Source organism: Candidatus Thioglobus sp. (assembly GCA_028228555.1).
Taxonomy (GTDB): Bacteria; Pseudomonadota; Gammaproteobacteria; order PS1; family Pseudothioglobaceae; genus Thioglobus_A.
This window is the reverse complement of record JAOJBP010000002.1, coordinates 1-24,087: the sequence shown is the minus strand read 5'-3', so window position 1 is coordinate 24,087 and position 24,087 is coordinate 1. Positions and strand designations below refer to the sequence as shown.

Here is a 24,087-nt window from a genome sequence, read left to right as displayed (position 1 = left end):
TGTTGTTTTCATTGATTAATAAATACGCCCCTATTAATGCCAAGAATGATTTTTTATCAGGCTTAACAGTTGCCCTAGCTCTAGTCCCTGAAGCGGTCGCTTTTGCACTATTAGCAGGGGTCGGTCCACTAGTTGGCTTGTATGCTGCCTTTACTATTGGTCTAGTTACCTCTATTATTGGCGGACGACCTGGCATGATTTCTGGTGCAACTGGTGCAATCGCTGTTGTTATTGGGACACTTGTTGCACAGCATGGTGTTGAGTATTTATTCGCAGCCGTTATTATGACTGGCTTAATTCAAATCGCGTTTGGCGTCTTGAAAATGGGTAAATTTATTCGCCTTGTTCCTCATCCAGTTTTCCTAGGCTTTGTTAATGGCTTGGCTATGGTTATTTTTATTGCACAAATCAAACAATTTAAAATTGGAGACGACTGGATTACGGGCACGCCACTCGTTATCATGCTTGTCATTATTGCTGGCACCATGGCGATTATTCATTTCTTGCCTAGATTTACTAAAATCGTGCCTTCTACATTAGCAGCCATTATTATTGGAAGTGTTGCAGCTATTTGGATGGGCTTAGACACAAGAACAGTTGGTGATATCGCTTCAATTAAAGGTGGTCTACCTATTTTCCATATTCCAGATGTTGGTGGTTTAAGCTGGGAAATGATTGAAATTGTCTTTCCATATGCAATTGTCATGGCTCTTGTTGGACTGATTGAAAGCTTACTAACGCTTAACTTAATTGACGATTTAACTGGAACTGTTGGGCAGCCCAATAAAGAATCTATCGCTCAAGGTGTTGCTAATTCAGTAACAGGCTTATTTGGTGGCATGGGTGGTTGTGCCATGGTTGGGCAAAGTTTAATCAATATTAAATCTGGTGGACGAGGCAGACTTTCAGGCATTGTAGCTGCACTTGTGCTGCTTATGTTTATTCTATTTTTATCTGAATATATTGAGATGATTCCAATTGCAGTTCTGATTGGCGTGATGTTCATGGTAGTGATTGGTACCTTTGAATGGTGTACTTTCCGTCTATTCGGAAAAGTGCCAATGCCGGATATTATTACCGGCATGTCAGTTGCTATTATTACTGTACTTACCGATAACCTAGCGTTAGCTGTTATTGTTGGTGTTATTATGTCAGCATTGACTTTCGCTTGGGAATCCTCAAGCAAGATTCATGCTGATAAATCAACAAATGAAGATGGCGCTACAAGTTATAAGCTTAACGGATCTTTGTTTTTTGGCTCTATAGATAGTTTTCAAGCATTGTTTACTCCAGCTGAAGATGCAAACGATGTTTATATAGATTTTAACAATTCAAAAGTGATGGATCATTCGGCCATTCAAGCAATTGATAAGCTTGCAGTTCGCTATAAAAAAATCGGAAAAACGCTTCATCTTCAGCATCTGAGTTCTGAATGTCGATTACTATTAAAAACGGCCAGAAACCTGGTTGAAGTTAACATCCTAGAAGATCCAAAATATCATGTAGCCGATGATAAGCTAGCTTAATCAAACTATTGACTAATGCATTTTTTTAATTTATATTAATCCACTATGAATTTATTTATTATTTAAGGAAATATAGATATGAAAAACACTTTACTAATAGCATTGCTTATATCAAGTAGCGTCATGGCTCACCAGCCATTTCATAACTATTCGTCTAGTCATGGCCTTCATAATAACTCTTGGTCAAACTTTAATAAACAGTTTCAGCAATTTAATAACAAAATGCGTGCTGTTCATAATCAAAATGCTATTAGTACGCAAACTAAGCGATATTTTGATGATCAATCTAATCATTACATGATTGAGATAAAAGTGAAAGGATTGGCTAAAGAAAATTTAGATATCACCACTAGAAATAACATGATTTATATCAGTGGACGTGTGCAAATATCTAAGAAAACAGCTAATAGTTCTCGCACTTCATCGAGTAAATTCTCGCAATCTTATTCATTGCCAAATGATGCAGATACAGATAATATTAACGCTGAATTTAAAAATGGAATCTTAGCTGTCTCTATTCCAAAACTAGAAAAAGCTAAACCCTTGGTAAACAAAATTACTATTCAGTAAGTCGTTTATTTTCCTTTTTCATCACCCCAAAGTATTTTGTGCATTTGTACTTGCATTCGCACATTAAGTTGAGCTTCAAGAATCCAATCAGCTAATTGAGTTGGTGTTATTTGATCAAACACAGGAGAGAATAGAACGCCAGCATGAGTTGGGTATTGACTTAGAATATCAACACTCCAATCAAAATCATGGCGCGATCCAATGACAAATTTCAGCTGATCTTTTTCTTTAAGTTTTGCAACATTACTGTATAAGTTTTTATTCACTTCATTTGAGCAAGGTGTCTTAATATCCATCACAATAGAAACGCCTGGATTGATCTCTTCGATGTCAATACTACCACTGGTTTCTAATGAAACTTTATAGTTATTTTTAATCAACGTATCTAATAAAACATGGCAATTAATTTGTGCCAACGGTTCTCCGCCGGTCACACAGACATATTGAGTATTGTATTGGCCAACTTCAGCCATGATTGCATCGATACTAATTATATTATTACCCTTAAAGGCATATTCAGTATCGCAATAAGTACAGCGAAGTGGGCAACCTGTTAGGCGAATAAAGATACTAGGCAGGCCTACTTCTCTAGCCTCACCTTGTAGTGAATAGAAAATTTCAGTAATGTTTAAATCGGTATTCATAAGGCTGTTTTAAATTGAGAATCTTTTAAGTTTTTTATTTGATTACGAACATCCGCAGCACGCTCAAACTCTAAGTCACTTGCCAGTTTATACATTTGTTTTTCCAATGACTTTATTTCTTTAGCAAGTTGCACGGGTGACAATTGAACTAATATTTGTTCACCTGTATCCTCATCCAATTCTATGCTGGTTAGGTCAGTCTCTAAAATGTTAATAATTGGCTTTAAAATGCCTCTAGGAGTGATATTATTATCCTTATTATGTTGTTGCTGTTTTTCACGCCTTCTATTTGTCTCATCCATGGCTTTTTTCATCGACTTGGTGATTCGATCAGCATATAAGATTGCCTTACCATTAACGTTTCTAGCCGCTCTACCCATGGTTTGAATCAACGATCTTTCAGAGCGTAAAAACCCTTCTTTATCTGCATCTAGTATCGCCACTAAAGACACCTCAGGTATATCTAACCCCTCTCTGAGTAAATTAATACCTACTAAAACATCAAATACACCAAGACGTAAATCTCGAATAATTTCTACTCGCTCAACCGTATCAATATCAGAGTGCAGATATCGAACTTTAACCCCATGCTCATTTAAATATTCACTAAGCTGCTCAGACATCTTTTTGGTCAATGTCGTCACTAAAACTCGATCACCCACTTTAACACGCTTGTTAATTTGGCTAAGTAAATCATCCACTTGAGTGCCAACTGGCCTCACTTCAATTTCAGGATCTAATAGCCCAGTCGGGCGAACCAACTGCTCTGCAATTGTCGTAGAAACATCAAGCTCATATTGTGCAGGGGTAGCCGATACTAAAATACACTGATGAATTCTCTCTTCAAATTCGTTATACTTTAATGGGCGATTATCCAGCGCAGAGGGTAGGCGAAACCCAAACTCTACTAAAGTTGTTTTACGCGCTCTATCACCTTTATACATGCCGCCAATTTGGCTAACAGTAACATGTGACTCATCCAAAATTACTAAGGAGTTTTCAGGCAAATAATCTAGCAAAGTAGGTGGTGGATCGCTCGGCTTACGAGAAGATAAATAACGTGAATAGTTTTCAATGCCATTACAATATCCTAACTCGCGCATCATTTCAATATCCATATGCACACGCTGAGTAAGGCGCTGCTCTTCCACAAGCTTATTTAAAGATAGCAACTCTCCACGACGATCCTTAAGCTCAACCTTAATATCATCTAGCATATTTAAGATCTTAGATTTTGGCGTTACATAATGCGTTTGAGGATAAACAGTAATACGTTGTAATGATTTAAGCCTTTCACCTGTTAAGGGATCAAACCAATACAGCCTTTCAATTTCTTCGTCAAACATTTCAATACGTAATGCTCGCTCTTCAGAGTCCGCTGGGAAGATGTCAATCACTTCACCTTTAACTCTAAAACTTCCCCTAAGTAAGGTCACATCATTACGTGTGTATTGCATTTGCGTAAGTCGAGATAATATTTCTCTTTGATTAGAAATCTCACCGACACTTAAATGTAGCAACATCGACATGTAACTTTCAGGGTCGCCTAAACCATAAATAGCTGAAACACTAGCAATAATGATTACATCATCACGCTCTAAAAGAGATTTGGTAGCAGATAGACGCATCTGCTCAATTTGCTCATTGATTGATGAGTCTTTTTCAATAAATGTATCAGAGGCAGGTACATAAGCTTCAGGCTGATAATAATCATAATACGAAACAAAATATTCCACCGCATTATTTGGGAAAAATTCTTTCATTTCTGCGTACAGTTGAGCAGCCAAAGTCTTGTTTGGCGCCATAATAAGACTGGGGCGCTGGGTCTGTTTGATGACGTTTGCTAAGGTAAAAGTCTTACCTGAGCCTGTAACTCCTAGTAAGGTCTGAAATTTTTCACCCGCATTTACACCATCAACCAACGCCTTGATGGCACTGGGCTGGTCTCCACTTGGAGAAAATTTAGATTCTAGTTGAAATTTCTTGCCCACTACTTGCATTTTTTCATTAACATAAACTCTCAATTTTAATCTATTTTTAATAAAAAATTATGTCAGAGTTCCTTTCTAAAAGAGTTCAAAAAGTTAAGCCTTCAGCCACCCTTGCGGTCACTGCAAAAGCCAGTGAATTAAAGTCCCAAGGTGTTCAAATTGTACCAATGGGATCAGGTGAACCAGATTTCGATACGCCTATTAATATCCAGCAAGCCGCTATTGAAGCTATTCATAATGGACAGACTCGATATACCGCAGTTGACGGTACACCTGCTTTAAAGCAAGCTATTATTGATAAATTTAAACGTCAGAATAATTTAAACTATACAAATTCTGAAGTGATGGCCTCTTCAGGTGGAAAACAGGTTTTTTATAATTTGTGTCAAGCGATACTCGATAAAGGCGACGAAGTTATTATTCCTTCACCATATTGGGTGAGCTACCCTGATATGGTAATCTTGGCTGATGCCACACCAATTGTGGTGGAAACTGGCTTAGAGCAAGATTTTAAAATCACCCCCAAGCAGTTAGAACAAAGCATTACTGATAAAACCAAACTTTTTATTATTAACAGCCCTTCTAACCCTACTGGTGCGGTTTATTCAAAAGACGAATTACAAGCCTTGGCAGATGTACTGATTAACCATCCTAAAGTACTTATTTTGACCGATGACATCTACGAGCATATTCGTTGGGGAGATGATGACTTTATCAATATCGTCATGGCAGAGCCTAAATTAAAGGCTCAAACCATTATTCTTAACGGTGTCTCCAAAGGTTACGCCATGACGGGCTGGCGTATAGGTTATGGTGCCGGTCCAGAGGCTATCATTAAGGCCATGAAAAAGATTCAAGGCCAATCAACCTCTAATCCTTCTTCTATTGCGCAGGCGGCAGCCCTAGAGGCACTAAATGGTGATCAAAGTATCATTAATACAATGGTTAATGCATTTGAAGAGCGTCATGAGTATATTGTTAATGCATTAAATGCTATTGATGGTGTCGAATGCCCAAGATCCCAGGGCGCCTTTTATTCTTTCCCAAGAGTTGAGGGTTTGATCAAACGCCTAGGACTTAAGGATGATGTAGAATTTTCTACCTATTGCCTAGAAAAGCTTAATATTGCGCTTGTGCCAGGTTCTGCTTTTGGTGCTTCAGGTTACGTGAGATTTTCATTTGCTACTAGCATGGATAACATTAAACAAGCGGTAGAAAAGTTAGCGAGCGTTTAGCCACTTAATAAGCAAAAAAAACCTCCATAGACATTCATCTATGGAGGTTTTTTTGTAAAAGCTCTTTTAGTTATTTATAATTAAAGCATACTGTCAATCATTTAAGACTCTTATCCTAAAGCTTCCTTTGCATCTCTTCTATCCATATAAGCTGTAGTGTTTTTCATCTCAATCACTAAATCTTTGTATTGCAGTGGCACAATAAAAGAATCATCAGTAACCAAACAAGGAATCTCTTTCTTGGTAAGCTCCATAATCACCTCAAACGCTATATCTGAACCCCAACAACTAATAAAATCACCATAAACGTTGCCTTTGTTGAAACGACTAACTACTAAAGAGTGTTTATCTAAAATAGCTTGAGCTATATCTGTCGGCTTCGTATTTCTTTTAAATTCAATATACTCATCATGTTTTTTAACGTCTTCTTCTTTAGGATTTTTAACTTCTAAAGCTTTTCTCTTGTAAAAGTTTAAAACTGAATGGGCAGCACCTTTAGGTGTTTTACTGCCTTGCATAAAGGTTATAAAACTCTTGACTATATGCATAGGCACAACCACATCATCTAATGTTATAAGATATGGATCATCATTATGAGGATAAGGCGCACCAGTAAGCACTTGATACATAGCATTAAGGTTGGTCGCATCTCTATCTATCTCAATAGAAGACTCGCCATTAATAGTAATATTTTTTTTAAATTTTGATGAAAGTTCCATCCATGGGGAGGTTATCTTGCCACCAAAGGCAAACTCCATATTTTCATGAGTTGATTGTTGCTCAATAAATTCTCTTTGAATAGTAAACTTCTTAAAGACTTTGTTTTCACTACCATCATCGTTCAATAATGCAATTTTACAACCATTTAAAAGCTGATCATATTGTCTTACTCTCTCACCTAACCATTTTGAATACTTAGTGTCTTTAAAATCAATATAAACGGTTCGGCCATTCTGCTTTCTAGCCTCTCTAAGTGATATATGAGAGCCAACTGTTTTATCAATTGAGTTATCTGACCATCCAGTATCCTTAAACCACTGAATAAGCTTATCAGTGGCTTCCATGGTAGTCATTTTACCTTCGTTAGGATTGCCTATCACTTGTAGGATATATCCTGCAATCTTTAACTTATCCAAAGAGTTATTTATAGCGCCACACTCTATGTTCAATGGATTATATTTCACACCACCTAAAGACTGAATTCTACGAGAAACAACTACCTTATTTTTGCCTTGCACATATAGATTACACAAAAGCAGTCTAAGGCCCTTTTTCTGGTGTCTATCTTGAAGGTCAATTTGTTTTCCCAGACTATGCGCAAGTTGCTCTAAATGAGGTGAAGTAACGTGTAAGAATAGATCTAGTTTTGGCATGTGGGGCATAATTTTTTTAGTTAAAATTAAAGAGGACAGATGATAGCTTATTTACTATCACTCACTTTTTTTTATTAGAAAGTTTAGTATTAAAACCTTGATTTTTATTTTTTACAGAAATGCGATGATGAAAGTCATTATTATTTTTTCGTAAAAACTTTAATCTTGGTGAATTTCCAGCTCTAGAGTAAGGCACTAAATGCTCATCGCCATCACCTATTAAATCACTGCGTCCCATTTGCTTAAGAGCCTGTCGCAATACATCCCAATTTTCAGAATCATGATAGCGTAAAAAAGCTTTATGTAATTTTCGTTGCTGACCACTTCGCGGAGTTTTTACCACTTCTGATCCTCGGGTAATTTTCTTAAGTGGGTTTAATTCAGTATGATACATAGCTGAAGCTATCGCCATCGGCGTAGGAATAAAAGCTTGCACTTGATCTGGCTTAAAATCATTACTCTTTAGCCAAAGCGCTAGATTCAACATGTCTTCATCACTGGTTCCAGGGTGTGAAGAAATAAAATAAGGAATAAGGTATTGCTCTTTACCTGCTTGTTTGGAATAGCGATCAAACAGCTTTTTAAACTGGTGATAAGAACCAATACCTGGCTTCATCATTTTTGACAAAGTATTGTCTTCAGTATGCTCAGGTGCAATTTTTAAACGCCCGCCTACGTGATGAGTAACTAATTCTTTGATATATTCAGGATCACGAACAGCAAGATCATAGCGCAAACCTGAAGCAATAAATATTCGCTTAATACCTTTTAGTTTTCGCGCACGTCGATACAATTTAGTAAGTGGCTTATGATCTGTCCCCAGGTTTGGACAAATACCAGGATAGACGCAAGAAAGTCGACGACAGGCAGCTTCTATTTTTGTATCCTTACATTGAAGGCGATACATATTTGCTGTTGGGCCACCAAGATCTGAAATATTACCTTTAAAATCATCAATATTATCACGAATAGTCTCGATTTCACGAATCACTGAATCCTCTGAACGACTTTGAATAATGCGCCCTTCATGCTCAGTAATCGAGCAAAAAGTACATCCACCAAAACAACCACGCATAATATTAATCGAAAAACGAATCATGTCATAGGCAGGAATTTTTAAATCACCATAAGAAGGATGCGGCTTGCGCGTATAAGGCAATTCAAACACACTATCAAACTCTTCCATTGATAAAGGAATTGGTGGCGGATTTAACCAAACATCACGCTCACCATGGCGTTGCACAAGAGCGCGTGCATTACCTGGATTGGTTTCTAAATGAAAAACACGTGACGTATGCGCATATAGATAACGATCTTTTGCTACCTGCTCAAAAGAAGGTAGGCGGATAACAGTATTCTCCCTCTTTAGTCCTTTAGTGCGGTGATCAAAATCGATAACCTGCACTGCTCCTTGATTAGGGTCAATCTTAATAGGCATAGCCTGATTATTCTTATCGCCACAACCCTGCTTATCTTTGGCAGATGTGTCTGCATAAGGGTCTGTTTGTGGGTGAACTAAACTCTTATCAGCATCAATTTCACTTGAATCTAGTACCGTCCAACCCTCAGGAATTCCTTGGCGCATAAATGCTGTGCCACGAATATCAGTCATTTTCTTAATATCTTCGCCTGCTGCAACTCGATGCGCTATCTCAACCACGGCGCGTTCAGCATTACCAAAAAGTAGTAAATCAGCTTTAGAATCAGGAAGAATAGAACGGCGAATGGTTTGTGACCAATGATCATATTGAGCAATACGCCTTAAGCTAGCCTCTATACCACCAATAATAACAGGAATACCTTTGTAAGCTTCTTTGGCACGCTGAGTATAGACAGTAGTTGCACGATCAGGGCGTTTGCCTGCCATGGCACCTGCAGTGTAGGCATCATCAGAACGCGGTCTTTTTTCAGCGGTGTAATGATTCACCATAGAATCCATATTGCCCGATGCAACAGCGAAAAATAAATTAGGCTTTCCTAGCTGGCGAAAAGCATCTGCAGAATGCCAATCAGGTTGAGAGATAATCCCCACTCTAAACCCCTGAGATTCTAGCAAACGACCAATAATCGCCATACCAAAACTAGGGTGATCTACATACGCATCACCTGTAACGATAATAATATCGCAACAATCCCATTCCAAGTCATCCATCTCTTTTCGAGACATAGGAAGCAATGGTGCAGGAACAAGCCCTTTTTTATGAGGCCAAAATTTTGGGTAAGAGTGAAGGTCTTTAGGGGGTAACGACATGACGCTAAATTATACAGCAACAGGCATATGGTTTAATAATCGTAAAACTCATTTTTAAGCCTTTTTTATTGTTTATTTTTTAATAACTAGTACAGCTAAATTTACCATCCCAACCCTCTTGGCAGCTTTTTGTTAGGGGTGTTTCATTAAATTTTTCATTCATATCATTTTGCATATTTAGCTTTTGCATGCCTTTAGAAAAGTACTTAGCTTTCTGCTCTTTGTCAGCTGTTACATGCCACATAAGCCCTCCTTCTGAGCACGATGACAACAAAGGTGTAATTAAACATATCAATAGAAACTTTTTAGTATTAATTTTTATCATATCTTTTCTTAATAGATTAGCCAAACAGTATCATTCTTATTTTATACTTTAATCATTGACTGAATAAGTACGGGCAATAAAAGTCACTAATCTAGGATTAAAGCGCTATTATTTCTTATTGCAGTCCCAATGCGTATCGCCGTAGTCAATATATCTACAAGTATTATATTTAGAAAATCTCTCTTTCCATTTTCTACTAGGATCAAAATTTCTTTTGTCTTCGTAATACATTCCTATTGCTTGTACAGCATAACAAGGGTTCGACTGAATTAATAATTTAAGCTCTTCTTTTGTCATAATAAGAATCTCCTGTTTCTTAACCCACTGTACTCTCAACTAAACTTATTATCAAGTAGCTTCTGATTGAAGAACAAGAATGAGCGAGTGTACTAATAATAGATATTAATATACTTTAAGCATAGCACTCGCAAGCAAGAGGCAAGATTTTTATCATTTGCCACAAGACAGGTGTCACTAATTAACTCCAGTAGTTTTGCCAATGAAAGCTCTTCATCCTCTGCCATTTGCTCTAAAACTGTCCAGTAAGCTTTTTCCAATCTAATGGTTGTACTGTGCCCATGAAGGCGAATGCTTCTCTTAAGTGGGACAAACTCCAACACTTGTTCAGTCGAACAAACATTGAATAAGTGCTGGAGTTTGTGCTCAGAAAATAAAAGGGACATATTTAAATACCTAAAAAATTTTAGTGTTATTGTAATTTATTCTTTGTAAAGTAAGTAACTATAAATACTAGAAATATCTTTATGATTCAAAGGATTCCTGAGCGCAATTTTACCATTACCCTTAACTCCAGCAATCATACGGGCAATAAACTCTTCGGATGAAAGGCTTTTAGCCATTACCTCTAATGATAATGCCGGCATCTTTAATTGATCATTATGGCTCAAATGACAGCTAAGGCAATAATGCTGATAAATTTTTACACCAACCTTGATATCTTCTTTTGACACCTTGTCTGGCAAATATTGATCAAGATTTAATGGGTATTTTTTTATCAAAAAATCAAGCTTAAAGTGAAGCTCTTCAAACTTGTTAGCTATAAATAATGACTCTAATTTTGTAAATAAACTAGACAAATTATGGTCATTATCAATAAACCCCCTGCAAATCCAATTCAGCGTTTTAAAGGAGCTGTCTATTCGACTTTTTAAACCTTTTTTATATAACTCAGGTGTTGTTATTTTGTTTAACTTTGTAAGATCACCCCTAAGAATAACCAGCTCTGAGCTGCATAATTGCTTATCATATTCAATCAAAGATATTTGTTTTATGCCAACAACAGAATTGGCCCCTATAGCACTACCTAAAAAAATAAGTACTATAGAGGCCAATATTGTTCTTAACATTGGAAAAACTAAATTTTTATTAAAAATCTACTTTCTTCTCCATTGGTAAAGAGCTGTTTGATGACCATTCAACCATTGAGCCATCATAAAGTCTTGAAGACTTATTGCCCATAATTTCACTATCAGCAAACCAACCTAAAGAAGCCCAATGTCCAGTGTTACAAAAATTAATTTGATCACCGCCAAGTTTCACGCCGGCAACTTTATAAAGCTTTTTAATCTCATCTGAACTACGTAAAGTGCCACCACCATTCATTGTTAACCAGCTTTCAGAAAGATTTTTAGCTGTTGGTATGGTTCCATTTCTTTTTGCTTTTCCATGTCTATTGATACCAATAAACTGATGATGAGGGCGCAGATCAACTAATGCCACGCTTGAATCATTAACAGCTGCTAGAACATCATTTGAGTCGGCCATCATATTAGTACGTAGCGAAGCTTTGAAATTTTTAGCCCTCACTGCATAATTACCTCTTTCAACTTTATTCTTCACCCTCTTCTTACTATCTTTTTCTTTAATGTAAGCAAGATAGCCACCATTTAGAATTGACACATTATCATGGCCTAAAACCTTAAATGTCCAATAAACCCTAGTAGCACTTGCAAGGTCTAATGCACTTTTGCCGTGATGATAAATAACAACATGTGTATTGTTATCAACGCCAAGCTTACCAATTAATTTTTCAAGTTTTGGACTTGGTGCTAACTGACCAACAACATTTTTAACCTTTGCACGCCAGCCATCTTTAAGATAATTACTATATACCGCACAAGGGATATGACCCTTAAGATAGTCCGTTTTCGATGCACCATCTAATCCATTACGAATATCAATAACTCTGACATTACTATTACACGAATTTGACTTCACCCAATCAACATCCACTAACGGTGTATTTGCTAATGACACTCCTCCGAGTGAAAACGCAATACCAAAAGCAAGCGTTTTTATTTTCATGTTTCTCATACTCTAACCCCTTTCATTATTATTTCAAATTTTATTATGCGCTAAGTGATATGTTAAAAGGTAGTAGTATTTGCTATACATTTATTTAACCCAGTCGATCTTATTTTTATAACTATAAATATACCTATATACTTTTTCTACAAAAATTTTATTATTATTTCAGCAAAAAATGTGGCATATTCTTTAGATTAAAGAAAAGTATTTTAATAATTTTCTAATTAACTTTGGACGTAAAAATACTCCTTAATAACGACATTTTTTTAGTGTGCTTAAGAAATAAAGAATAAAGTTGGGTGACTCTTACTTTACTCTAGAGGAGAAAATAAGGAAACTGCCACCCGGTTGAATAACTACTTTTAAGGGAGTAAAGTTAATGTTATTCAGATAACATTATTCTCTAAGTAATATAGGCAAGGGTAGTAGCATTTGCTATATTTTTATATAGGTTAAAACTACCTTTTTTAAAAACTAGTACAATAATACTACCCATAAATTCCAAATAACAAATATAGTACTCTCAACTTCTATAAAAAATAAATAACAAATATGGACTTTTTTAAAAAATCACTTGACCCAAGAATTGCATTAGTAGCTATTGCTTTTTTTGATATTTTTCTTTTTTTAATTTTAGGTGCATGGACAGTTGGTGGTGGTGAAACGATGATGACTGGTTTGGCTGCTGAGCTAATTATAGGAGATCAAATTAATGAAATACCCTTCTGGCAGATAGTATTCCCACCTGATTTTGGTTATTGGAAAATTTACATTTCCTTTGGTATGCTTTTTGGTGCATTTGTTGGAGCAAAGTTAAGCAATGAATTCTTTTGGCGCTTTCCTGGTAGTTTATCTGAATGGGTAATGATCACTATAGGTGGACTTATGATGGGTATTGGTATACGCCTAGCTTTCGTTTGTAACGTCTCCACATTCTTTGGATTAACACCACAATTAAATCTTGGAGGGTATTTGTCAATGACAGGAATTATTTTAGGCGCTTGGGTTGGATCTCATATTTATAAAAAAGTTTTAGGATTTTAAAAAAGGATTGATATGTCAGTAATTGGTGAAATTTTAGTCGCATTTTTATTTGGATCTATAGTTGGATTGCTAGTTCAACGCTCTAGATTTTGTAATACAGCAGCTCTAAGAGATGCAATATTATTTAAAACCTATCGAAATACTGAAGCCTTATTGCTTGCTATGATGGTTTTAACTATAGGATTTACAACATTTATTACCTTTGGTGTAGGCCAGACCATGAAATTTGATGTTGGACTTAATCAAGTTATCGGCTTATTTATATTTGGAATAGGCATGGTTCTTGCAGGTGCGTGCACCGTATCAACTTGGGTTAAGTCTGGTGAAGGGAATGTTGGTGCTATCTGGGCATTGATATTTACATTCATAGGCATGTTTTTATTCTCATTATTATGGTCATTTGATTATTGGCCACCTGCTCCTATTGCAATGACTGGTGAGCCTAATCTAGAAACACTTCAATTAGGTTTTGCTAATGCGGAAACACTTCAAGAAAAAACTGGAATCCCGGCAATATTCTTTGGATTAATACAGTTTGGAGTTTTACTTTTCATATATTTAAAAATTCAAGCAAAGAAATCTTTAAAAACAACAGGAGATAATTAATGGGTTTATTTACTAAAAAAACGACTGAAAAAGTGGCTAATACAAGTGACAATGATCCAACGATAACTCTTGATAACGGAGATGTGATAAATGTCACAAAAACCGTTGATTGCCTTGGATTCTCATGCCCTAGACCACAGCTAATGACCAAAGGCGCAATGAGTGATGCCAAGAGTGGTGAAATTATCAAGATAGTTATTGATAATCCTACTTCAATGGAATCTTTAGCATCGATGCAGTCAGAGTTAAGTAGTAAACATTTAGGTACAGTTTTTTCTAATCAGAGCTGGAAAGTTCTTATGCAAAAAAAATAACTCATGACTTTTAATACAGCAAAAGATAAACAGCTTTTAGTGATATCCATACTACTCATAATAATGACGGTCGTGACTTTTTTCTTCATGTTCGCTAAAACCCCTGAATCTTTGAAAATTTCAAAAAATGGTGTACCGTTCTTTACACCAGATGCAATTCATCCAGAATCAGGTGAAATACTATCAATAGAAACACTTGTGAAACATTTTAAAGGTAATTAGATTATGGATTATGAAACTACTGCTCAGTTAATTGCTTTTGCGACTGCTTTTTATTTAATGTACATCAGTATTACTTAACCAAAAGGTCTTATGAAATACCAAACTAAAATAGGTTTAATTTTTTGCTCATCTGCATTAACAATTACGTTAATTGTATTACTGCTTATTTTTCCATTTGCCAAGCTATCACCAGAAGCAATGAAACAAATGAATACGCCAAAAAATATTGAAGAATTTGATCTAAACATCAATATGGGTGCAGATTATGGTGAGCTTCCAATTATTGATTTAATGGGATACTACATGGAAAACCCCCCTGTAATTAATAACAATTCATCCTCACAAATACCAGAACGACAATTCGGAGGCTGCTAATTAATGCTCTATATTATAGGGATAAGTATTTTTCTACATCTTGGTGAATCAATAGCCAACCCCCATATTAGTTATACAAATAATTCAAATAAAGCTTTCTTAGAAAAACTGGTTCCAATTAACTCTGACAAACTACAAGAATGTGAACTTTATAGTACTAAAAAAACTAAATGCGTCCCTTTTAATGACTTCGAGTCCCAAGGGCAACTTGCTAGTTTTAGAGATATTTTTTGGGCTTTTTCCACATCCAACATAGCTCATACCGATGAAATATTGATTTATGGAAAAAATCAAAAAGAGAACCGAGCTTTAGCTGCATTATTTTTTCTTTCTGGGCAAAAAAAAATATGGATTTGGCCAAATAATAACATTAAACAATTGGTGGAGGTGTTAGGCAAGGCTAGTGGGTCTAAGAGGCAATTATTCCGTTCTAGAGTTTATTTAGGAAAAATGAGAGAAAAATTTTTAGCACTTAAAAGTCAGATTCAAAACATGAAAAACCAAAAATGGAAGTTGACTGATAAACCCAAATCTTGCTCAAAACATGAAAAAATTATCATTCAAACAAAAGATGTTTCTTCGTCACTTGCAGTTTTTGCTGACCTTATAGCTTCAGATTATACAAATGTTAAGATTATTATTGATTAAGGAGTTAGAGAATGAACTTATTATTTATTATTAGCCAAGAACATGGTGCCGATCTATTGCTACCATTAAGCGATGCATGTACAAGGCAAAAAAAACAATACAGCTGCTTTTTTACAGGTGCGGGTGTAAAGGTTTTAGAAAATGAAAAAATTAAACAAAATTTAACCATAGTAGAAAACTCTGTAGCATGCCACCACTCTTGGGATCGGTATCACCCTAATACAACTTCAGCTGCGACTATGGGTAGTCAAACTAACTTAAGTGAAATGATTGCTAACCATGATAAGGTGGTCTCAATATGACAACATCCAACACTAAAAAAAATATTCTCGTATTCGCAATAAGTGACCATGCAGAAGCTATGCGTGTAGCAGCAGGATTAACAATATTTGGTCACCATATTAGCTGTATTTTTGTCGATAGGCCCATTGAAGAAAATGATGAAAATATCGAAAATGCAGAGTTACTGGAGTTGTGTGAAATTGAGCCCTTATCAATACTTGTTGATGAAAACATACAGAGGATAGACCAGAATCAATTTCGTGCAGAACTAGATAAATCTGATCACATACTTACCATTTAACCCCACTTAATACATAATATGACTAACTTAAAATACTTTGTACTAGATATAGGTTATTTTTCAGGTTCTAATAATCTAAGAAATGAGCTAAAGTTCACTGAAACACAGAATAAAAGCTCAATGACAGCCAATTTTTCTATCGATAAAATGGCTGATCAAGATTGGGATAAGGTGTTAAAGCACATTATCAATTCTGAAAAAAATATTATTTTATAGGGCGAGCCACTTGCTAAAATAAATTAGAGTTATGGGGGTGATTTGCGCAATTTGCCGTCATCTCTTTTTAGTCGAACCTCTTAAATTTTAGTCTTTAGGTTGCTATACTTTTATTTACCTTTCTTAGTACAAACCTATCATGATATTAAAGGGTAACACCTTTTTTTGCACTATTGATATTACCAATTAGGTCTTAACTTTGTTTATTCATATTTTTATTGAAAACAAAATTTAACTTATAATTTTTCTAAAGGTTAAGTTAAAACGTATATTTTTAATTTTCTTTCTTATAGGAACAGAATGTTGCCAATAATGTTGAATCTCGCCACGCATGATCAATAAAGAGCCATGCTTCAAAGGAATTTTTATTTTTAAAGATTTATCATTTTTTCTAATAATAAAATCGCGTGTAGCTCCGAAATTTACAGAAGCAATAACAGGATTAATGCCTAGTTCTTTTTCATTATCTGCATGCCAATTCATATAATCGTTCCCATCTCTATACCAATTTAACAAAACGCCATTAAATCTTATATCTGAAACCTTTTCAATTTGTTGTTTGATATGCAGTAAACCTTTATTCCACTCGTTAGGAGTAGAATTAATACCTGAATAAGTATAAGACTTGCCCGGATCACCGAACCAAGCTGTGTATCTTGGTAATGGTATTTTTTTTCCGTATAAATTAATACTATCATGCTTCCATTTAATGTTTTTAAAATTAATAGAAGAAAAATCCTCTGATGTAAACGTTCTCCAATCTACACTTTTATCAATATTATTTGTATTTTCTAAAAAATACTCCACACTTTTATCGCTTTCTTTTTGATCAAAAAAATGCTCTGAATAAAACATAACTCCATTGGGAATTTTGATATCGTAACCATTTAAATTTTCATTCCAGATCATTGAGTAACCATCTTCATTTGGCAATTCAAATGGCGCAAAGTAATCTTTGTTATTATCAAATAAGTCCACTATTTCACTTCGATTTTTATTGATACTCTTTGCAATCAAGAACCAAATCTCCACCGAATGCAAAGATTGTATTTTTCATTGTAATTCTAGTTTTTCTGAAATCTATTATTAAATCACTACCAAAGTATTTGGTAGCATAAATTCCCCCTTTGCTTTCCAATATGGGTAGTTCAAATAATCCACCTAAAATTAATTTATCTCCTCTAAGTTCATATTTAACCCATTTGTTTTCTTCCCAGCAAACCATACTTTTCTCAGGTTGAGCGTTAAGATAATTTTCAATAACACTAGAATAAGAAGTCGATGATAAAAAGAATAAGAGGAGTAAGGTAAAGTAAATCTTCATAGAATCATTATAGATATCTTTTTATTCTTAGAGCGACGATTGCGACAGTCTAACTTTTAACGATCTGCTTAAGACATAGTATAAAAATAGTGATTCTTTAGTAAATATTCTAAGGCAAAAATTCTTTATTGATAATAATACTTAATATCAGATTCATAAAATAAAATATCATAACTGCCAGGTTTAAACTAAGCAATTCTTTTGCCACAGTTACTTCCACTGCTAGGCCTATCAACATAAAAAATAATGCAATTGTAATTACCCATACTTTTAATACTAAAAAAATATAAATTTTTCTGATAATATAAAACTTTTTTTAACATTAGTTGAAAAAATTAAACAATCTTAACTAAAAGAGGAGTTATCTTATGAAAAAAACCATCATGAAAAAAATAATAGCCAGTTCAATATTTGCATTATTGCCACTGTCGCCTTATGCAAATGATGTTGTTGTTGACAAAAGTATTGGCATGGATCTAGCGCGCGATATCGCTAATGAAACAATTATCGCTTGTAGAGATGATGGCTTTCATATTAGTGCTGTTGTCGTTGATCGATTTGGCTTAATGCGTGCGGCTTTGCGTGATGACTTAGCCTCACGATTTACATTAGAAATTGCCCAACGCAAAGCCAACATGACAGTTATGGCTTGGACAGATAGTGGTACTTTTAAAAATGCACGATCTGACATACAGCAAGAATTAAATCACATTCAAGGACTTATTGTCATGGAAGGTGGTTTGAAAATTACTGCTGGTGGATATAACATTGGCGCTATTGGCGTAAGCGGAGCTCCAGGTGGTGACAAAGACGCGGCATGTGCTCAAACAGCTTTATCTAAGCTATCTGAAAGAATTGAATTTGCAATAGACGATTAAATTTTTTTGCTATTTGATTTAAAGATAAAGTCTAGTTTGATATGTACAATTAAAATAAAAGCCTATCCAAAAGATGGGTTTTTTATTTTTTAGCTTTTTTTATCATGAAAATATCACCTTGATCGGTAGAAAAATAAATGCGTCCCGTTTTGTCTATCAATATTGCTCGTATCCTTTGTTTGAGCGATGTTAACAAGCGTTCTTCGCTAGATGTATTTAGAGATGGGTCTAGGCTAATTTTATTGATATGTTTGGCGCGTAATGCGCCCGTTAATAAATCACCATCCCAAGATTTAAATTCATTTCCTCGATAAACAACAAGATCGCTAGGTGCAATCGAGGGTACATAGTATTTGATAGGTTGCTCCATACCTACCTTATGTGTGCCCTCCCCAACGCTAAAAGGACCCCAATACTCCTTACCATATGAGATTACAGGCCAACCATAATTAGCGCCTTTTTTAATTAAATTAATCTCATCACCGCCGCGTGGACCATGCTCAATTGCCCATAATCTCTGAGTTTGCTTATCCCAGGCTAATCCTTGTGGATTTCTATGGCCATAACTCCAAATCTCATCCAATGCTTTTATATCTCCAACAAACGGATTGTTTTTTGGCACTGAGCCATCTAGATTTAATCTCAGTATTTTTCCAAAATGATTAGTTAAGTCTTGTGCATTTTCTCTTACACCTCTATCACCAATTGACACATATAAATACTTACCATCTGTCACAACTCGGCTGCCATAATGGTGCGTATTTTCATTAACAGATTTAGTAATCAAGATATCTTCCCAATCTGTAATTTGGTTATTTTTATTTTTTGCTCTCGCCAAGACAGTTGCACTCCCGCCCGGCACTTCTTTTGCATAAGTAAAATATAGCCAGTTTTTGTTCGCCAAGACATCAAGCATGCCGCCTTGGCCTTCATTAAGTACTTTAGCGGCACCCTCTAAATAACTAGCTTTTTTTGATTGAAGATTAACCAAGCCAACCTTACCTGAGCGTTGTGTAAATATGATCTCATTCTCTGAAACAAAATCCATTCCCCAAACTACACCTAAACCGCTAGCTATTTTGTTTATTTGATAATCTTTAGCCTGTGCCGATGTAGCAACAAAACCCAATATTATTAAAATAAAAGATATTTTTTTCATACAAAACCTCGATTAAATCTTTAACGCTTGTTAGCTCAATACAAAGCACGCTTCGTAATTAAAAAAACTCAGTCAATTAAGCAATTTTACAGCCACTACACAACCCCTGTAATTCTACTACTTGGTTTTTTTTAGCTATAAACTTTTTATTATCAGGGATAGATATTTGTTTTGAAAATTGACATGATTCTTCAATCTCATGACATTTGATACAATGAAATAAAATATGCAAGTGATTATCGTGTGAATCGTTGCAAATTAGATATGTGTTATTAGACTCGATCTTATGAACAGCGCCCATTTCACCCCAAAAATCAAGAACTCTATAGATAGTACTAATATTAAATTCATGGCCAGCCGCATTTACTTGCGCTAACAAATCATAGGCTGAAATGCCATGACTTGATTTTGACAATTGCTTAATAATAGCCATTCTTTGAGGTGTGACACTTTTTCCTGCCTTTGAACACCTGTTCAATAGTTCACTCTTATCAATCATTAAAGATCATCCTCATATTTAAAAGTTAGATTTTCAACAGTTACATCAGTCAATGAATAGCCGCTGTCTGCAATATCAAAGCTTTGAGAACCAACTGAAACCTTTCCCGTAACAATGATAGGAATGTAAATATCTCTAACACTTGTAGGATTATCAGGCATCTCAACTAATAGCGTTTGATTTAAAGGTGGCGGTGGAACATGAATACATTGCCCAGCTTCTGGCACTAGTAAGAACTGACTCACGTTAGACCCTTTAGTTTTTAACGGTACCATAAATCCAGCAATTTCAATAACCTTTCCATCCATTAAGTTGTTAATTTGATTACCAGCATTGTCAATTTTTTTTTGAAACTCAGGATTGTTCATGGTTTTATAATCTAGCTTTTCCGGCATAAAGTCATATATTTCAGGCGGCGCCAATAAAGTCCAGCTGTCGACCAATTGACTTAGATAATCATCTGAAACTTCTTTACCAAAAGAAATAGATGAAAAAAGCAACAATACAATAATAATAAATTTATTAACCATTTTTTTATTTAACTCAGACCGTGATGTATGTTTTTCCTAAAGACCATTATCGCTGGCACAAGACTGCTCAATACACCAGCTAATAAAATAATGCCAAATACCTTTATTTCCTCTAAACTAACCCATTCAAACTTAGGAGTGATACCCAAGGCTATATTTATTTGGTCAGTGGCGAGATAACTAACAATTGTAACAAATACAATTGCACTAATAATTGCAGTTATACCTATTAACAACGCTTCAAATACTACTAATTTAGATAAAAAGAACGCACTAGCGCCATTGGCTCTATATATAGTCATTTCACGCTTTCTATTTTCAATGCTGGAGATAATCAGTGTAACCATAGCAATTAAACTAATTGCAATAATTATCCAGCTTAACAACTCGAACCCTTTATCAACAAGACCAATAACTGACCACAACTGAGATAGTGCAATTCCTGGAATTACTGCAGAGATAGCTTCATTTGAATACTTTTGTATATTTTTAGCAAACTTAAATAATGTTAACTTTGACTTTAAGCCCACAAAAGCAGCAGTTACTGTTTTTGCGGCTAACTCATCATTCGTCACTGAAGACATGTCAAACCTATCAAGACTGAAGAGCTTTTTTCCACTTTGCCAGCCGATATGGATCAATTCATAGCCTTTTAAATCTATAAAAATAGCTTGATCTATTGGAGTGCCTGTTTTATTCAATATGCCGGAAACTTTAAATGAAAAATCATCATGCTTCATACCGATAGATTCGCCAGATCCATGGCTAATTTGTATACTTGAGCCTATCTTATAATTTAATTTTTTTGCAACATCTGCACCAATTACTGCCTCAGAAATCTTATTAAATGCCAAGCCACTTGACATTAAAAGCGGCTTATCTCCTGCATACTTAATATGTTGAAAATAATTTTTTTCAGTGGCTACAACTCTAAAACCTTTATGACTATCTCCCAAGGCAATAGGCACAAGCCAATCTATATCTTTTCTTTGCTTAATATCATCAACAGTTTTCATGGTGATATTATTAGTAGGCCTCCCAATATGAAACACCGTATAAAGCACAATTTCTAGAGAGCTTGATCGCGGACCAATAATCGCATCAACGCCTGATATACTTTGATTAAAGCCTTCTTTTGTGGCTTGCTGTATACGCTCGATACTTAACAACAACACCATTGACGCCATCAATGTTATTGTCACTAAAGACACCGGCAACATTCTTGAGCGAATTGATTTAAATAGTAACTTAAACATTGGCTTTATTAAAATCAATCACTGTATCAAAGTGTGGTGCAAGTGATAAGTCGTGGCTAACCATAAGTATTGCTTGACTCTTTGGATTGAATGTTTGCATCACCTCATTTAAGAAGTTATTGGTTGAGTTTTGATCAAGCGCGGAAGTTGGCTCATCTGCAAGAATCAAATTAGGACTCCCAAGTAGCGCCCTAGCAACGGCAACTCGTTGTTGTTGACCAATACTAAGATTATCAACAGGACTAGCTAGCACTTCTTTATCTAGTCCAAGCGATTTAAGCAGTCTTTCAATTTCCACAGTCAAGTTGCTAACAAGCGCACTCCTGCTATTCGAAAATTTAACCCCTAAAGCAATATTTTCAGCAACAGATAAAAATGGAATTAAATTAAGCGTTTGAAAAATATAACCAATATGATCGGCCCTAAGCCTATCTAGCTCAGTAGAAGACATGGATGAATAGCTATTTCCAAGTAAATTTACCTCTCCAGATTGAATCTTTAAAGCACCGGAAATTAAGTTTAATAAGGTTGTTTTTCCAGATCCAGAAAAACCAATAATTAGAACCTTTTGGCCAGCTTTAATCTCAATATCGGGAAAGCTAACAACCTTCCCATTTTGATAAGTGTATTGAAGATTATTGGTATTTAAAATCACCAAGTAACTTTACCATCATCAGAGTCTATTTTTTTAGAAATCGCTTTGTTATTAATAAGTGCATCTAAAACAATTGCATTCAGCCCTGGAAAATGTTTAAAGGCAGTAAACTCAACACTATTAAGCTGCTCAGGATTGCTACACTTAAACTGATAAGACAGCTCAATATCTTTATGCTTAGATTCACTTGAAACCTGATGAAGTTCAGAATCATAATCTACAATAGAACATTTTGCAGCAGATGCTAATTTAAACAATTCAGTGTTGTCTTTAAATTCAGCTAATTTTTCTGATAGGTTCTCCGGTTCTACTACCTTGTTCTCATCATGATCTTCATGTCCATGCTCATCTTTATGTGATTGCTTATGCTCATTCTTGTTATCATGATTCTCTTCTTCCTCATGGTCATCATGATCATCGTAACCATGACCAAATAACTCTTCTATAAAAGAAATCAGTCCCCCTTCTTCATGATCATCATGATCGTGTTCTGCATTAATCTGCACTATTGGCATTTGATACATCACATTTAATTGATTTTGACTAAGAAGCATTTCAACATTATTTAATCCATGCAAATGAGCACTCGCATGTCTTGTTTCATTTGCATCAACTGATACGCTTATTGCTATTAATAATGATGCTAAGATTGATTTTTTCATAGTAGTTACCTATTGTAATAATAATTGCAATAATATACCATTTATAAAATAAAATATCAAACAATTTTCAAAACATTCAAACTTATAAATTAATTTATATAAGTTATGCATGAATAATCGATAAAAAAGAAGTGGTGGAATTTAATAATTAATATATGGACGCCCATTGGACGCCCGTCATTTTTAAGCAGGCGAAAAAAAAGGCCTACAATCAATGTAGGCCTTTATTTAATTGGCTCCTCGAGGTGGGCTCGAACCACCGACAAACGGATTAACAGTCCGTTGCTCTACCAGCTGAGCTATCGAGGAATAAAACTGAAATTATAACGGCTTTTTAAAATGAGTCAATCTAAAAGGCTGTTATTTTGTGTATTTATTTTTAATAAGGTGGTGCAGGAAAGTCGTTGCCAGTAGTGGGCAAATAGCCTAAGTGACCTTTTTGACCATAACCTTCAAAACGACCGTTACCACGAGCTTTACCATAGCCGTCTAATTGGCCTTTGTAATAAGCATCTGCATTGCCTTTAGTGTAACCTTCAGCATAGCCAACGCCACGCGCTTCTACTTCTGTAGTGTACTTGCTGTCAGCACGGGCATAGCCCTTGTTTGAGGTCTTATTTTTATTTTTATAATAGAAGCCCCAGTCTGCATCGTTGGTCATGTCATTCATGTTGCTTAACGGACCCCAGTTTTGAGCGCCGTTAAAAGGGCCCAAGTTAGTAGCACCATCAAATGGATTAAACTCTGATCCAGAATCAAAAGGACCAAAATTTGAACCGCCACTAAATGGATTAAAACTAGTACCGGCATTCATTGGATTCCAAGCACCCATAAATCCGTTATTAGAAGACGTGTTGTTATTGTCCCACGGCA

31 protein-coding genes and 1 tRNA gene are annotated in these 24,087 nt (G+C 35.3%); 13 read left to right on the top strand and 19 right to left on the bottom strand.

What is annotated here, in order from left to right; genetic code table 11:
- Window positions 1-2 precede the first annotated feature (2 nt).
- Window positions 3-1,526: a SulP family inorganic anion transporter gene (locus N9Y32_01780; GenBank protein ID MDB2589740.1), complete on the top strand. Its 1,524-nt coding sequence runs from the start codon at window positions 3-5 to the stop codon at window positions 1,524-1,526.
- Window positions 1,527-1,604: 78 nt separating this feature from the next.
- The gene (locus N9Y32_01775; protein MDB2589739.1) at window positions 1,605-2,096 is read left to right on the top strand and encodes an Hsp20/alpha crystallin family protein; all 492 of its coding nucleotides are present in this window, start codon (window positions 1,605-1,607) and stop codon (window positions 2,094-2,096) included.
- Between the two features lie 5 nt (window positions 2,097-2,101).
- Here the strand turns inward: N9Y32_01775 and queE are convergent, their stop codons facing one another.
- Together queE and uvrB are read right to left on the bottom strand one after the other, a co-directional pair.
- Window positions 2,102-2,740 carry a 7-carboxy-7-deazaguanine synthase QueE gene (queE, locus tag N9Y32_01770; protein ID MDB2589738.1) on the bottom strand — a complete coding sequence of 213 codons (639 nt, stop codon included), beginning with the start codon at window positions 2,738-2,740 and terminating at the stop codon, window positions 2,102-2,104.
- Window positions 2,737-4,731 carry an excinuclease ABC subunit UvrB gene (gene uvrB, locus N9Y32_01765; GenBank protein MDB2589737.1) on the bottom strand — a complete coding sequence of 665 codons (1,995 nt, stop codon included), beginning with the start codon at window positions 4,729-4,731 and terminating at the stop codon, window positions 2,737-2,739. The genes queE and uvrB overlap by 4 nt, the downstream gene beginning before the upstream one ends.
- Window positions 4,732-4,790: 59 nt before the next feature.
- On the opposite strand from uvrB, the gene N9Y32_01760 reads away from it, so the two are divergent.
- Window positions 4,791-5,966 (top strand): pyridoxal phosphate-dependent aminotransferase, encoded by a 1,176-nt coding sequence (locus N9Y32_01760; protein ID MDB2589736.1) that lies wholly within the window; start codon window positions 4,791-4,793, stop codon window positions 5,964-5,966.
- Between the two features lie 110 nt (window positions 5,967-6,076).
- On the opposite strand, the gene N9Y32_01755 is transcribed toward N9Y32_01760, so the two are convergent.
- From N9Y32_01755 to N9Y32_01725, 7 genes are all read right to left on the bottom strand, one after another.
- Complete coding sequence (locus N9Y32_01755; GenBank protein ID MDB2589735.1) at window positions 6,077-7,339, bottom strand: hypothetical protein; 1,263 nt, start codon at window positions 7,337-7,339, stop codon at window positions 6,077-6,079.
- A 61-nt stretch (window positions 7,340-7,400) separates the two neighbouring features.
- Complete coding sequence (locus N9Y32_01750; protein MDB2589734.1) at window positions 7,401-9,590, bottom strand: YgiQ family radical SAM protein; 2,190 nt, start codon at window positions 9,588-9,590, stop codon at window positions 7,401-7,403.
- A gap of 79 nt (window positions 9,591-9,669) precedes the next feature.
- Complete coding sequence (locus N9Y32_01745; GenBank protein MDB2589733.1) at window positions 9,670-9,834, bottom strand: hypothetical protein; 165 nt, start codon at window positions 9,832-9,834, stop codon at window positions 9,670-9,672.
- A gap of 189 nt (window positions 9,835-10,023) precedes the next feature.
- Window positions 10,024-10,212 carry a hypothetical protein gene (locus N9Y32_01740; GenBank protein MDB2589732.1) on the bottom strand — a complete coding sequence of 63 codons (189 nt, stop codon included), beginning with the start codon at window positions 10,210-10,212 and terminating at the stop codon, window positions 10,024-10,026.
- A 92-nt stretch (window positions 10,213-10,304) separates the two neighbouring features.
- Window positions 10,305-10,598 (bottom strand): ribbon-helix-helix domain-containing protein, encoded by a 294-nt coding sequence (locus N9Y32_01735; GenBank protein ID MDB2589731.1) that lies wholly within the window; start codon window positions 10,596-10,598, stop codon window positions 10,305-10,307.
- Window positions 10,599-10,634: 36 nt separating this feature from the next.
- Window positions 10,635-11,012: a hypothetical protein gene (locus N9Y32_01730; GenBank protein MDB2589730.1), complete on the bottom strand. Its 378-nt coding sequence runs from the start codon at window positions 11,010-11,012 to the stop codon at window positions 10,635-10,637.
- Between the two features lie 289 nt (window positions 11,013-11,301).
- Window positions 11,302-12,240: a sulfurtransferase gene (locus tag N9Y32_01725; protein MDB2589729.1), complete on the bottom strand. Its 939-nt coding sequence runs from the start codon at window positions 12,238-12,240 to the stop codon at window positions 11,302-11,304.
- A gap of 555 nt (window positions 12,241-12,795) precedes the next feature.
- Here N9Y32_01725 and N9Y32_01720 point away from each other — a divergent pair.
- From N9Y32_01720 to N9Y32_01680, 9 genes are all read left to right on the top strand, one after another.
- The gene (locus tag N9Y32_01720; protein MDB2589728.1) at window positions 12,796-13,287 is read left to right on the top strand and encodes a YeeE/YedE family protein; all 492 of its coding nucleotides are present in this window, start codon (window positions 12,796-12,798) and stop codon (window positions 13,285-13,287) included.
- A gap of 12 nt (window positions 13,288-13,299) precedes the next feature.
- Window positions 13,300-13,893, top strand: a complete 594-nt coding sequence (locus N9Y32_01715) for a YeeE/YedE thiosulfate transporter family protein (GenBank protein ID MDB2589727.1) — start codon at window positions 13,300-13,302, stop codon at window positions 13,891-13,893.
- Complete coding sequence (locus tag N9Y32_01710; GenBank protein MDB2589726.1) at window positions 13,893-14,207, top strand: sulfurtransferase TusA family protein; 315 nt, start codon at window positions 13,893-13,895, stop codon at window positions 14,205-14,207. The genes N9Y32_01715 and N9Y32_01710 overlap by 1 nt, the downstream gene beginning before the upstream one ends.
- Window positions 14,208-14,294: 87 nt before the next feature.
- A complete protein-coding gene (locus N9Y32_01705; protein MDB2589725.1) occupies window positions 14,295-14,429 on the top strand; it encodes a hypothetical protein in 135 nt (44 codons plus the stop codon).
- A 90-nt stretch (window positions 14,430-14,519) separates the two neighbouring features.
- The gene (locus N9Y32_01700; GenBank protein ID MDB2589724.1) at window positions 14,520-14,804 is read left to right on the top strand and encodes a hypothetical protein; all 285 of its coding nucleotides are present in this window, start codon (window positions 14,520-14,522) and stop codon (window positions 14,802-14,804) included.
- 3 nt (window positions 14,805-14,807) lie between these two features.
- Window positions 14,808-15,452: a hypothetical protein gene (locus tag N9Y32_01695; GenBank protein MDB2589723.1), complete on the top strand. Its 645-nt coding sequence runs from the start codon at window positions 14,808-14,810 to the stop codon at window positions 15,450-15,452.
- Between the two features lie 11 nt (window positions 15,453-15,463).
- Window positions 15,464-15,754: a hypothetical protein gene (locus N9Y32_01690; GenBank protein MDB2589722.1), complete on the top strand. Its 291-nt coding sequence runs from the start codon at window positions 15,464-15,466 to the stop codon at window positions 15,752-15,754.
- Window positions 15,751-16,035, top strand: coding sequence for a hypothetical protein (locus tag N9Y32_01685; GenBank protein ID MDB2589721.1), 285 nt, complete (start codon window positions 15,751-15,753; stop codon window positions 16,033-16,035). The genes N9Y32_01690 and N9Y32_01685 overlap by 4 nt, the downstream gene beginning before the upstream one ends.
- An 18-nt stretch (window positions 16,036-16,053) precedes the next feature.
- Window positions 16,054-16,251, top strand: a complete 198-nt coding sequence (locus tag N9Y32_01680) for a hypothetical protein (GenBank protein ID MDB2589720.1) — start codon at window positions 16,054-16,056, stop codon at window positions 16,249-16,251.
- Between the two features lie 231 nt (window positions 16,252-16,482).
- On the opposite strand, the gene N9Y32_01675 is transcribed toward N9Y32_01680, so the two are convergent.
- Window positions 16,483-17,268 carry an alpha-ketoglutarate-dependent dioxygenase AlkB gene (locus N9Y32_01675; protein ID MDB2589719.1) on the bottom strand — a complete coding sequence of 262 codons (786 nt, stop codon included), beginning with the start codon at window positions 17,266-17,268 and terminating at the stop codon, window positions 16,483-16,485.
- Window positions 17,246-17,575 (bottom strand): hypothetical protein, encoded by a 330-nt coding sequence (locus tag N9Y32_01670; GenBank protein ID MDB2589718.1) that lies wholly within the window; start codon window positions 17,573-17,575, stop codon window positions 17,246-17,248. The genes N9Y32_01675 and N9Y32_01670 overlap by 23 nt, the downstream gene beginning before the upstream one ends.
- A 368-nt stretch (window positions 17,576-17,943) precedes the next feature.
- Between N9Y32_01670 and N9Y32_01665 the strand changes: the two genes are divergently transcribed.
- Window positions 17,944-18,453: a heme-binding protein gene (locus N9Y32_01665; GenBank protein ID MDB2589717.1), complete on the top strand. Its 510-nt coding sequence runs from the start codon at window positions 17,944-17,946 to the stop codon at window positions 18,451-18,453.
- An 82-nt stretch (window positions 18,454-18,535) separates the two neighbouring features.
- On the opposite strand, the gene N9Y32_01660 is transcribed toward N9Y32_01665, so the two are convergent.
- The 8 genes from N9Y32_01660 to N9Y32_01625 all read right to left on the bottom strand — a co-directional run.
- Complete coding sequence (locus tag N9Y32_01660; protein ID MDB2589716.1) at window positions 18,536-19,612, bottom strand: PQQ-dependent sugar dehydrogenase; 1,077 nt, start codon at window positions 19,610-19,612, stop codon at window positions 18,536-18,538.
- A gap of 76 nt (window positions 19,613-19,688) precedes the next feature.
- Entirely contained in the window at window positions 19,689-20,111 is a 423-nt protein-coding gene (locus N9Y32_01655; GenBank protein MDB2589715.1) for a transcriptional repressor, read from the bottom strand.
- Window positions 20,111-20,641 carry a DUF3299 domain-containing protein gene (locus N9Y32_01650; protein ID MDB2589714.1) on the bottom strand — a complete coding sequence of 177 codons (531 nt, stop codon included), beginning with the start codon at window positions 20,639-20,641 and terminating at the stop codon, window positions 20,111-20,113. The genes N9Y32_01655 and N9Y32_01650 overlap by 1 nt, the downstream gene beginning before the upstream one ends.
- Before the next feature lie 8 nt (window positions 20,642-20,649).
- On the bottom strand, window positions 20,650-21,897 hold the full coding sequence (locus N9Y32_01645) for an ABC transporter permease (protein MDB2589713.1): 1,248 nt from the start codon (window positions 21,895-21,897) through the stop codon (window positions 20,650-20,652).
- The gene (locus tag N9Y32_01640; GenBank protein ID MDB2589712.1) at window positions 21,890-22,552 is read right to left on the bottom strand and encodes an ATP-binding cassette domain-containing protein; all 663 of its coding nucleotides are present in this window, start codon (window positions 22,550-22,552) and stop codon (window positions 21,890-21,892) included. Before N9Y32_01640 ends, N9Y32_01645 begins: the two co-directional genes overlap by 8 nt.
- Complete coding sequence (locus tag N9Y32_01635) at window positions 22,549-23,214, bottom strand: DUF2796 domain-containing protein (GenBank protein ID MDB2589711.1); 666 nt, start codon at window positions 23,212-23,214, stop codon at window positions 22,549-22,551. The genes N9Y32_01640 and N9Y32_01635 overlap by 4 nt, the downstream gene beginning before the upstream one ends.
- A gap of 233 nt (window positions 23,215-23,447) precedes the next feature.
- Window positions 23,448-23,523, bottom strand: a tRNA-Asn gene (locus tag N9Y32_01630).
- Between the two features lie 70 nt (window positions 23,524-23,593).
- Window positions 23,594-24,087: hypothetical protein (locus N9Y32_01625; GenBank protein MDB2589710.1), on the bottom strand; the 494-nt coding region annotated here is incomplete at its 5' end.

Bases quoted from the DNA above. Each gene is read 5' to 3' on its own strand.
- queE (MDB2589738.1), bottom strand. From the start codon at position 2,740: ATGAATACCGATTTAAACATTACTGAAATTTTCTATTCACTACAAGGT.
- N9Y32_01715 (MDB2589727.1), top strand. From the start codon at position 13,300: ATGTCAGTAATTGGTGAAATTTTAGTCGCATTTTTATTTGGATCTATA.
- N9Y32_01645 (MDB2589713.1), bottom strand. From the start codon at position 21,897: ATGTTTAAGTTACTATTTAAATCAATTCGCTCAAGAATGTTGCCGGTG.
- N9Y32_01650 (MDB2589714.1), bottom strand. From the start codon at position 20,641: ATGGTTAATAAATTTATTATTATTGTATTGTTGCTTTTTTCATCTATT.
- N9Y32_01665 (MDB2589717.1), top strand. From the start codon at position 17,944: ATGAAAAAAACCATCATGAAAAAAATAATAGCCAGTTCAATATTTGCA.
- N9Y32_01635 (MDB2589711.1), bottom strand. From the start codon at position 23,214: ATGAAAAAATCAATCTTAGCATCATTATTAATAGCAATAAGCGTATCA.
- N9Y32_01700 (MDB2589724.1), top strand. From the start codon at position 14,520: ATGAAATACCAAACTAAAATAGGTTTAATTTTTTGCTCATCTGCATTA.
- N9Y32_01660 (MDB2589716.1), bottom strand. From the start codon at position 19,612: ATGAAAAAAATATCTTTTATTTTAATAATATTGGGTTTTGTTGCTACA.
- N9Y32_01745 (MDB2589733.1), bottom strand. From the start codon at position 9,834: ATGTGGCATGTAACAGCTGACAAAGAGCAGAAAGCTAAGTACTTTTCT.
- N9Y32_01705 (MDB2589725.1), top strand. From the start codon at position 14,295: ATGTTCGCTAAAACCCCTGAATCTTTGAAAATTTCAAAAAATGGTGTA.
- N9Y32_01740 (MDB2589732.1), bottom strand. From the start codon at position 10,212: ATGACAAAAGAAGAGCTTAAATTATTAATTCAGTCGAACCCTTGTTAT.
- N9Y32_01720 (MDB2589728.1), top strand. From the start codon at position 12,796: ATGGACTTTTTTAAAAAATCACTTGACCCAAGAATTGCATTAGTAGCT.
- N9Y32_01685 (MDB2589721.1), top strand. From the start codon at position 15,751: ATGACAACATCCAACACTAAAAAAAATATTCTCGTATTCGCAATAAGT.
- N9Y32_01690 (MDB2589722.1), top strand. From the start codon at position 15,464: ATGAACTTATTATTTATTATTAGCCAAGAACATGGTGCCGATCTATTG.
- N9Y32_01755 (MDB2589735.1), bottom strand. From the start codon at position 7,339: ATGCCAAAACTAGATCTATTCTTACACGTTACTTCACCTCATTTAGAG.
- N9Y32_01680 (MDB2589720.1), top strand. From the start codon at position 16,054: ATGACTAACTTAAAATACTTTGTACTAGATATAGGTTATTTTTCAGGT.
- N9Y32_01735 (MDB2589731.1), bottom strand. From the start codon at position 10,598: ATGTCCCTTTTATTTTCTGAGCACAAACTCCAGCACTTATTCAATGTT.
- N9Y32_01710 (MDB2589726.1), top strand. From the start codon at position 13,893: ATGGGTTTATTTACTAAAAAAACGACTGAAAAAGTGGCTAATACAAGT.
- N9Y32_01760 (MDB2589736.1), top strand. From the start codon at position 4,791: ATGTCAGAGTTCCTTTCTAAAAGAGTTCAAAAAGTTAAGCCTTCAGCC.
- N9Y32_01725 (MDB2589729.1), bottom strand. From the start codon at position 12,240: ATGAAAATAAAAACGCTTGCTTTTGGTATTGCGTTTTCACTCGGAGGA.
- N9Y32_01695 (MDB2589723.1), top strand. From the start codon at position 14,808: ATGCTCTATATTATAGGGATAAGTATTTTTCTACATCTTGGTGAATCA.
- N9Y32_01750 (MDB2589734.1), bottom strand. From the start codon at position 9,590: ATGTCGTTACCCCCTAAAGACCTTCACTCTTACCCAAAATTTTGGCCT.
- N9Y32_01775 (MDB2589739.1), top strand. From the start codon at position 1,605: ATGAAAAACACTTTACTAATAGCATTGCTTATATCAAGTAGCGTCATG.
- N9Y32_01670 (MDB2589718.1), bottom strand. From the start codon at position 17,575: ATGAAGATTTACTTTACCTTACTCCTCTTATTCTTTTTATCATCGACT.
- N9Y32_01655 (MDB2589715.1), bottom strand. From the start codon at position 20,111: ATGATTGATAAGAGTGAACTATTGAACAGGTGTTCAAAGGCAGGAAAA.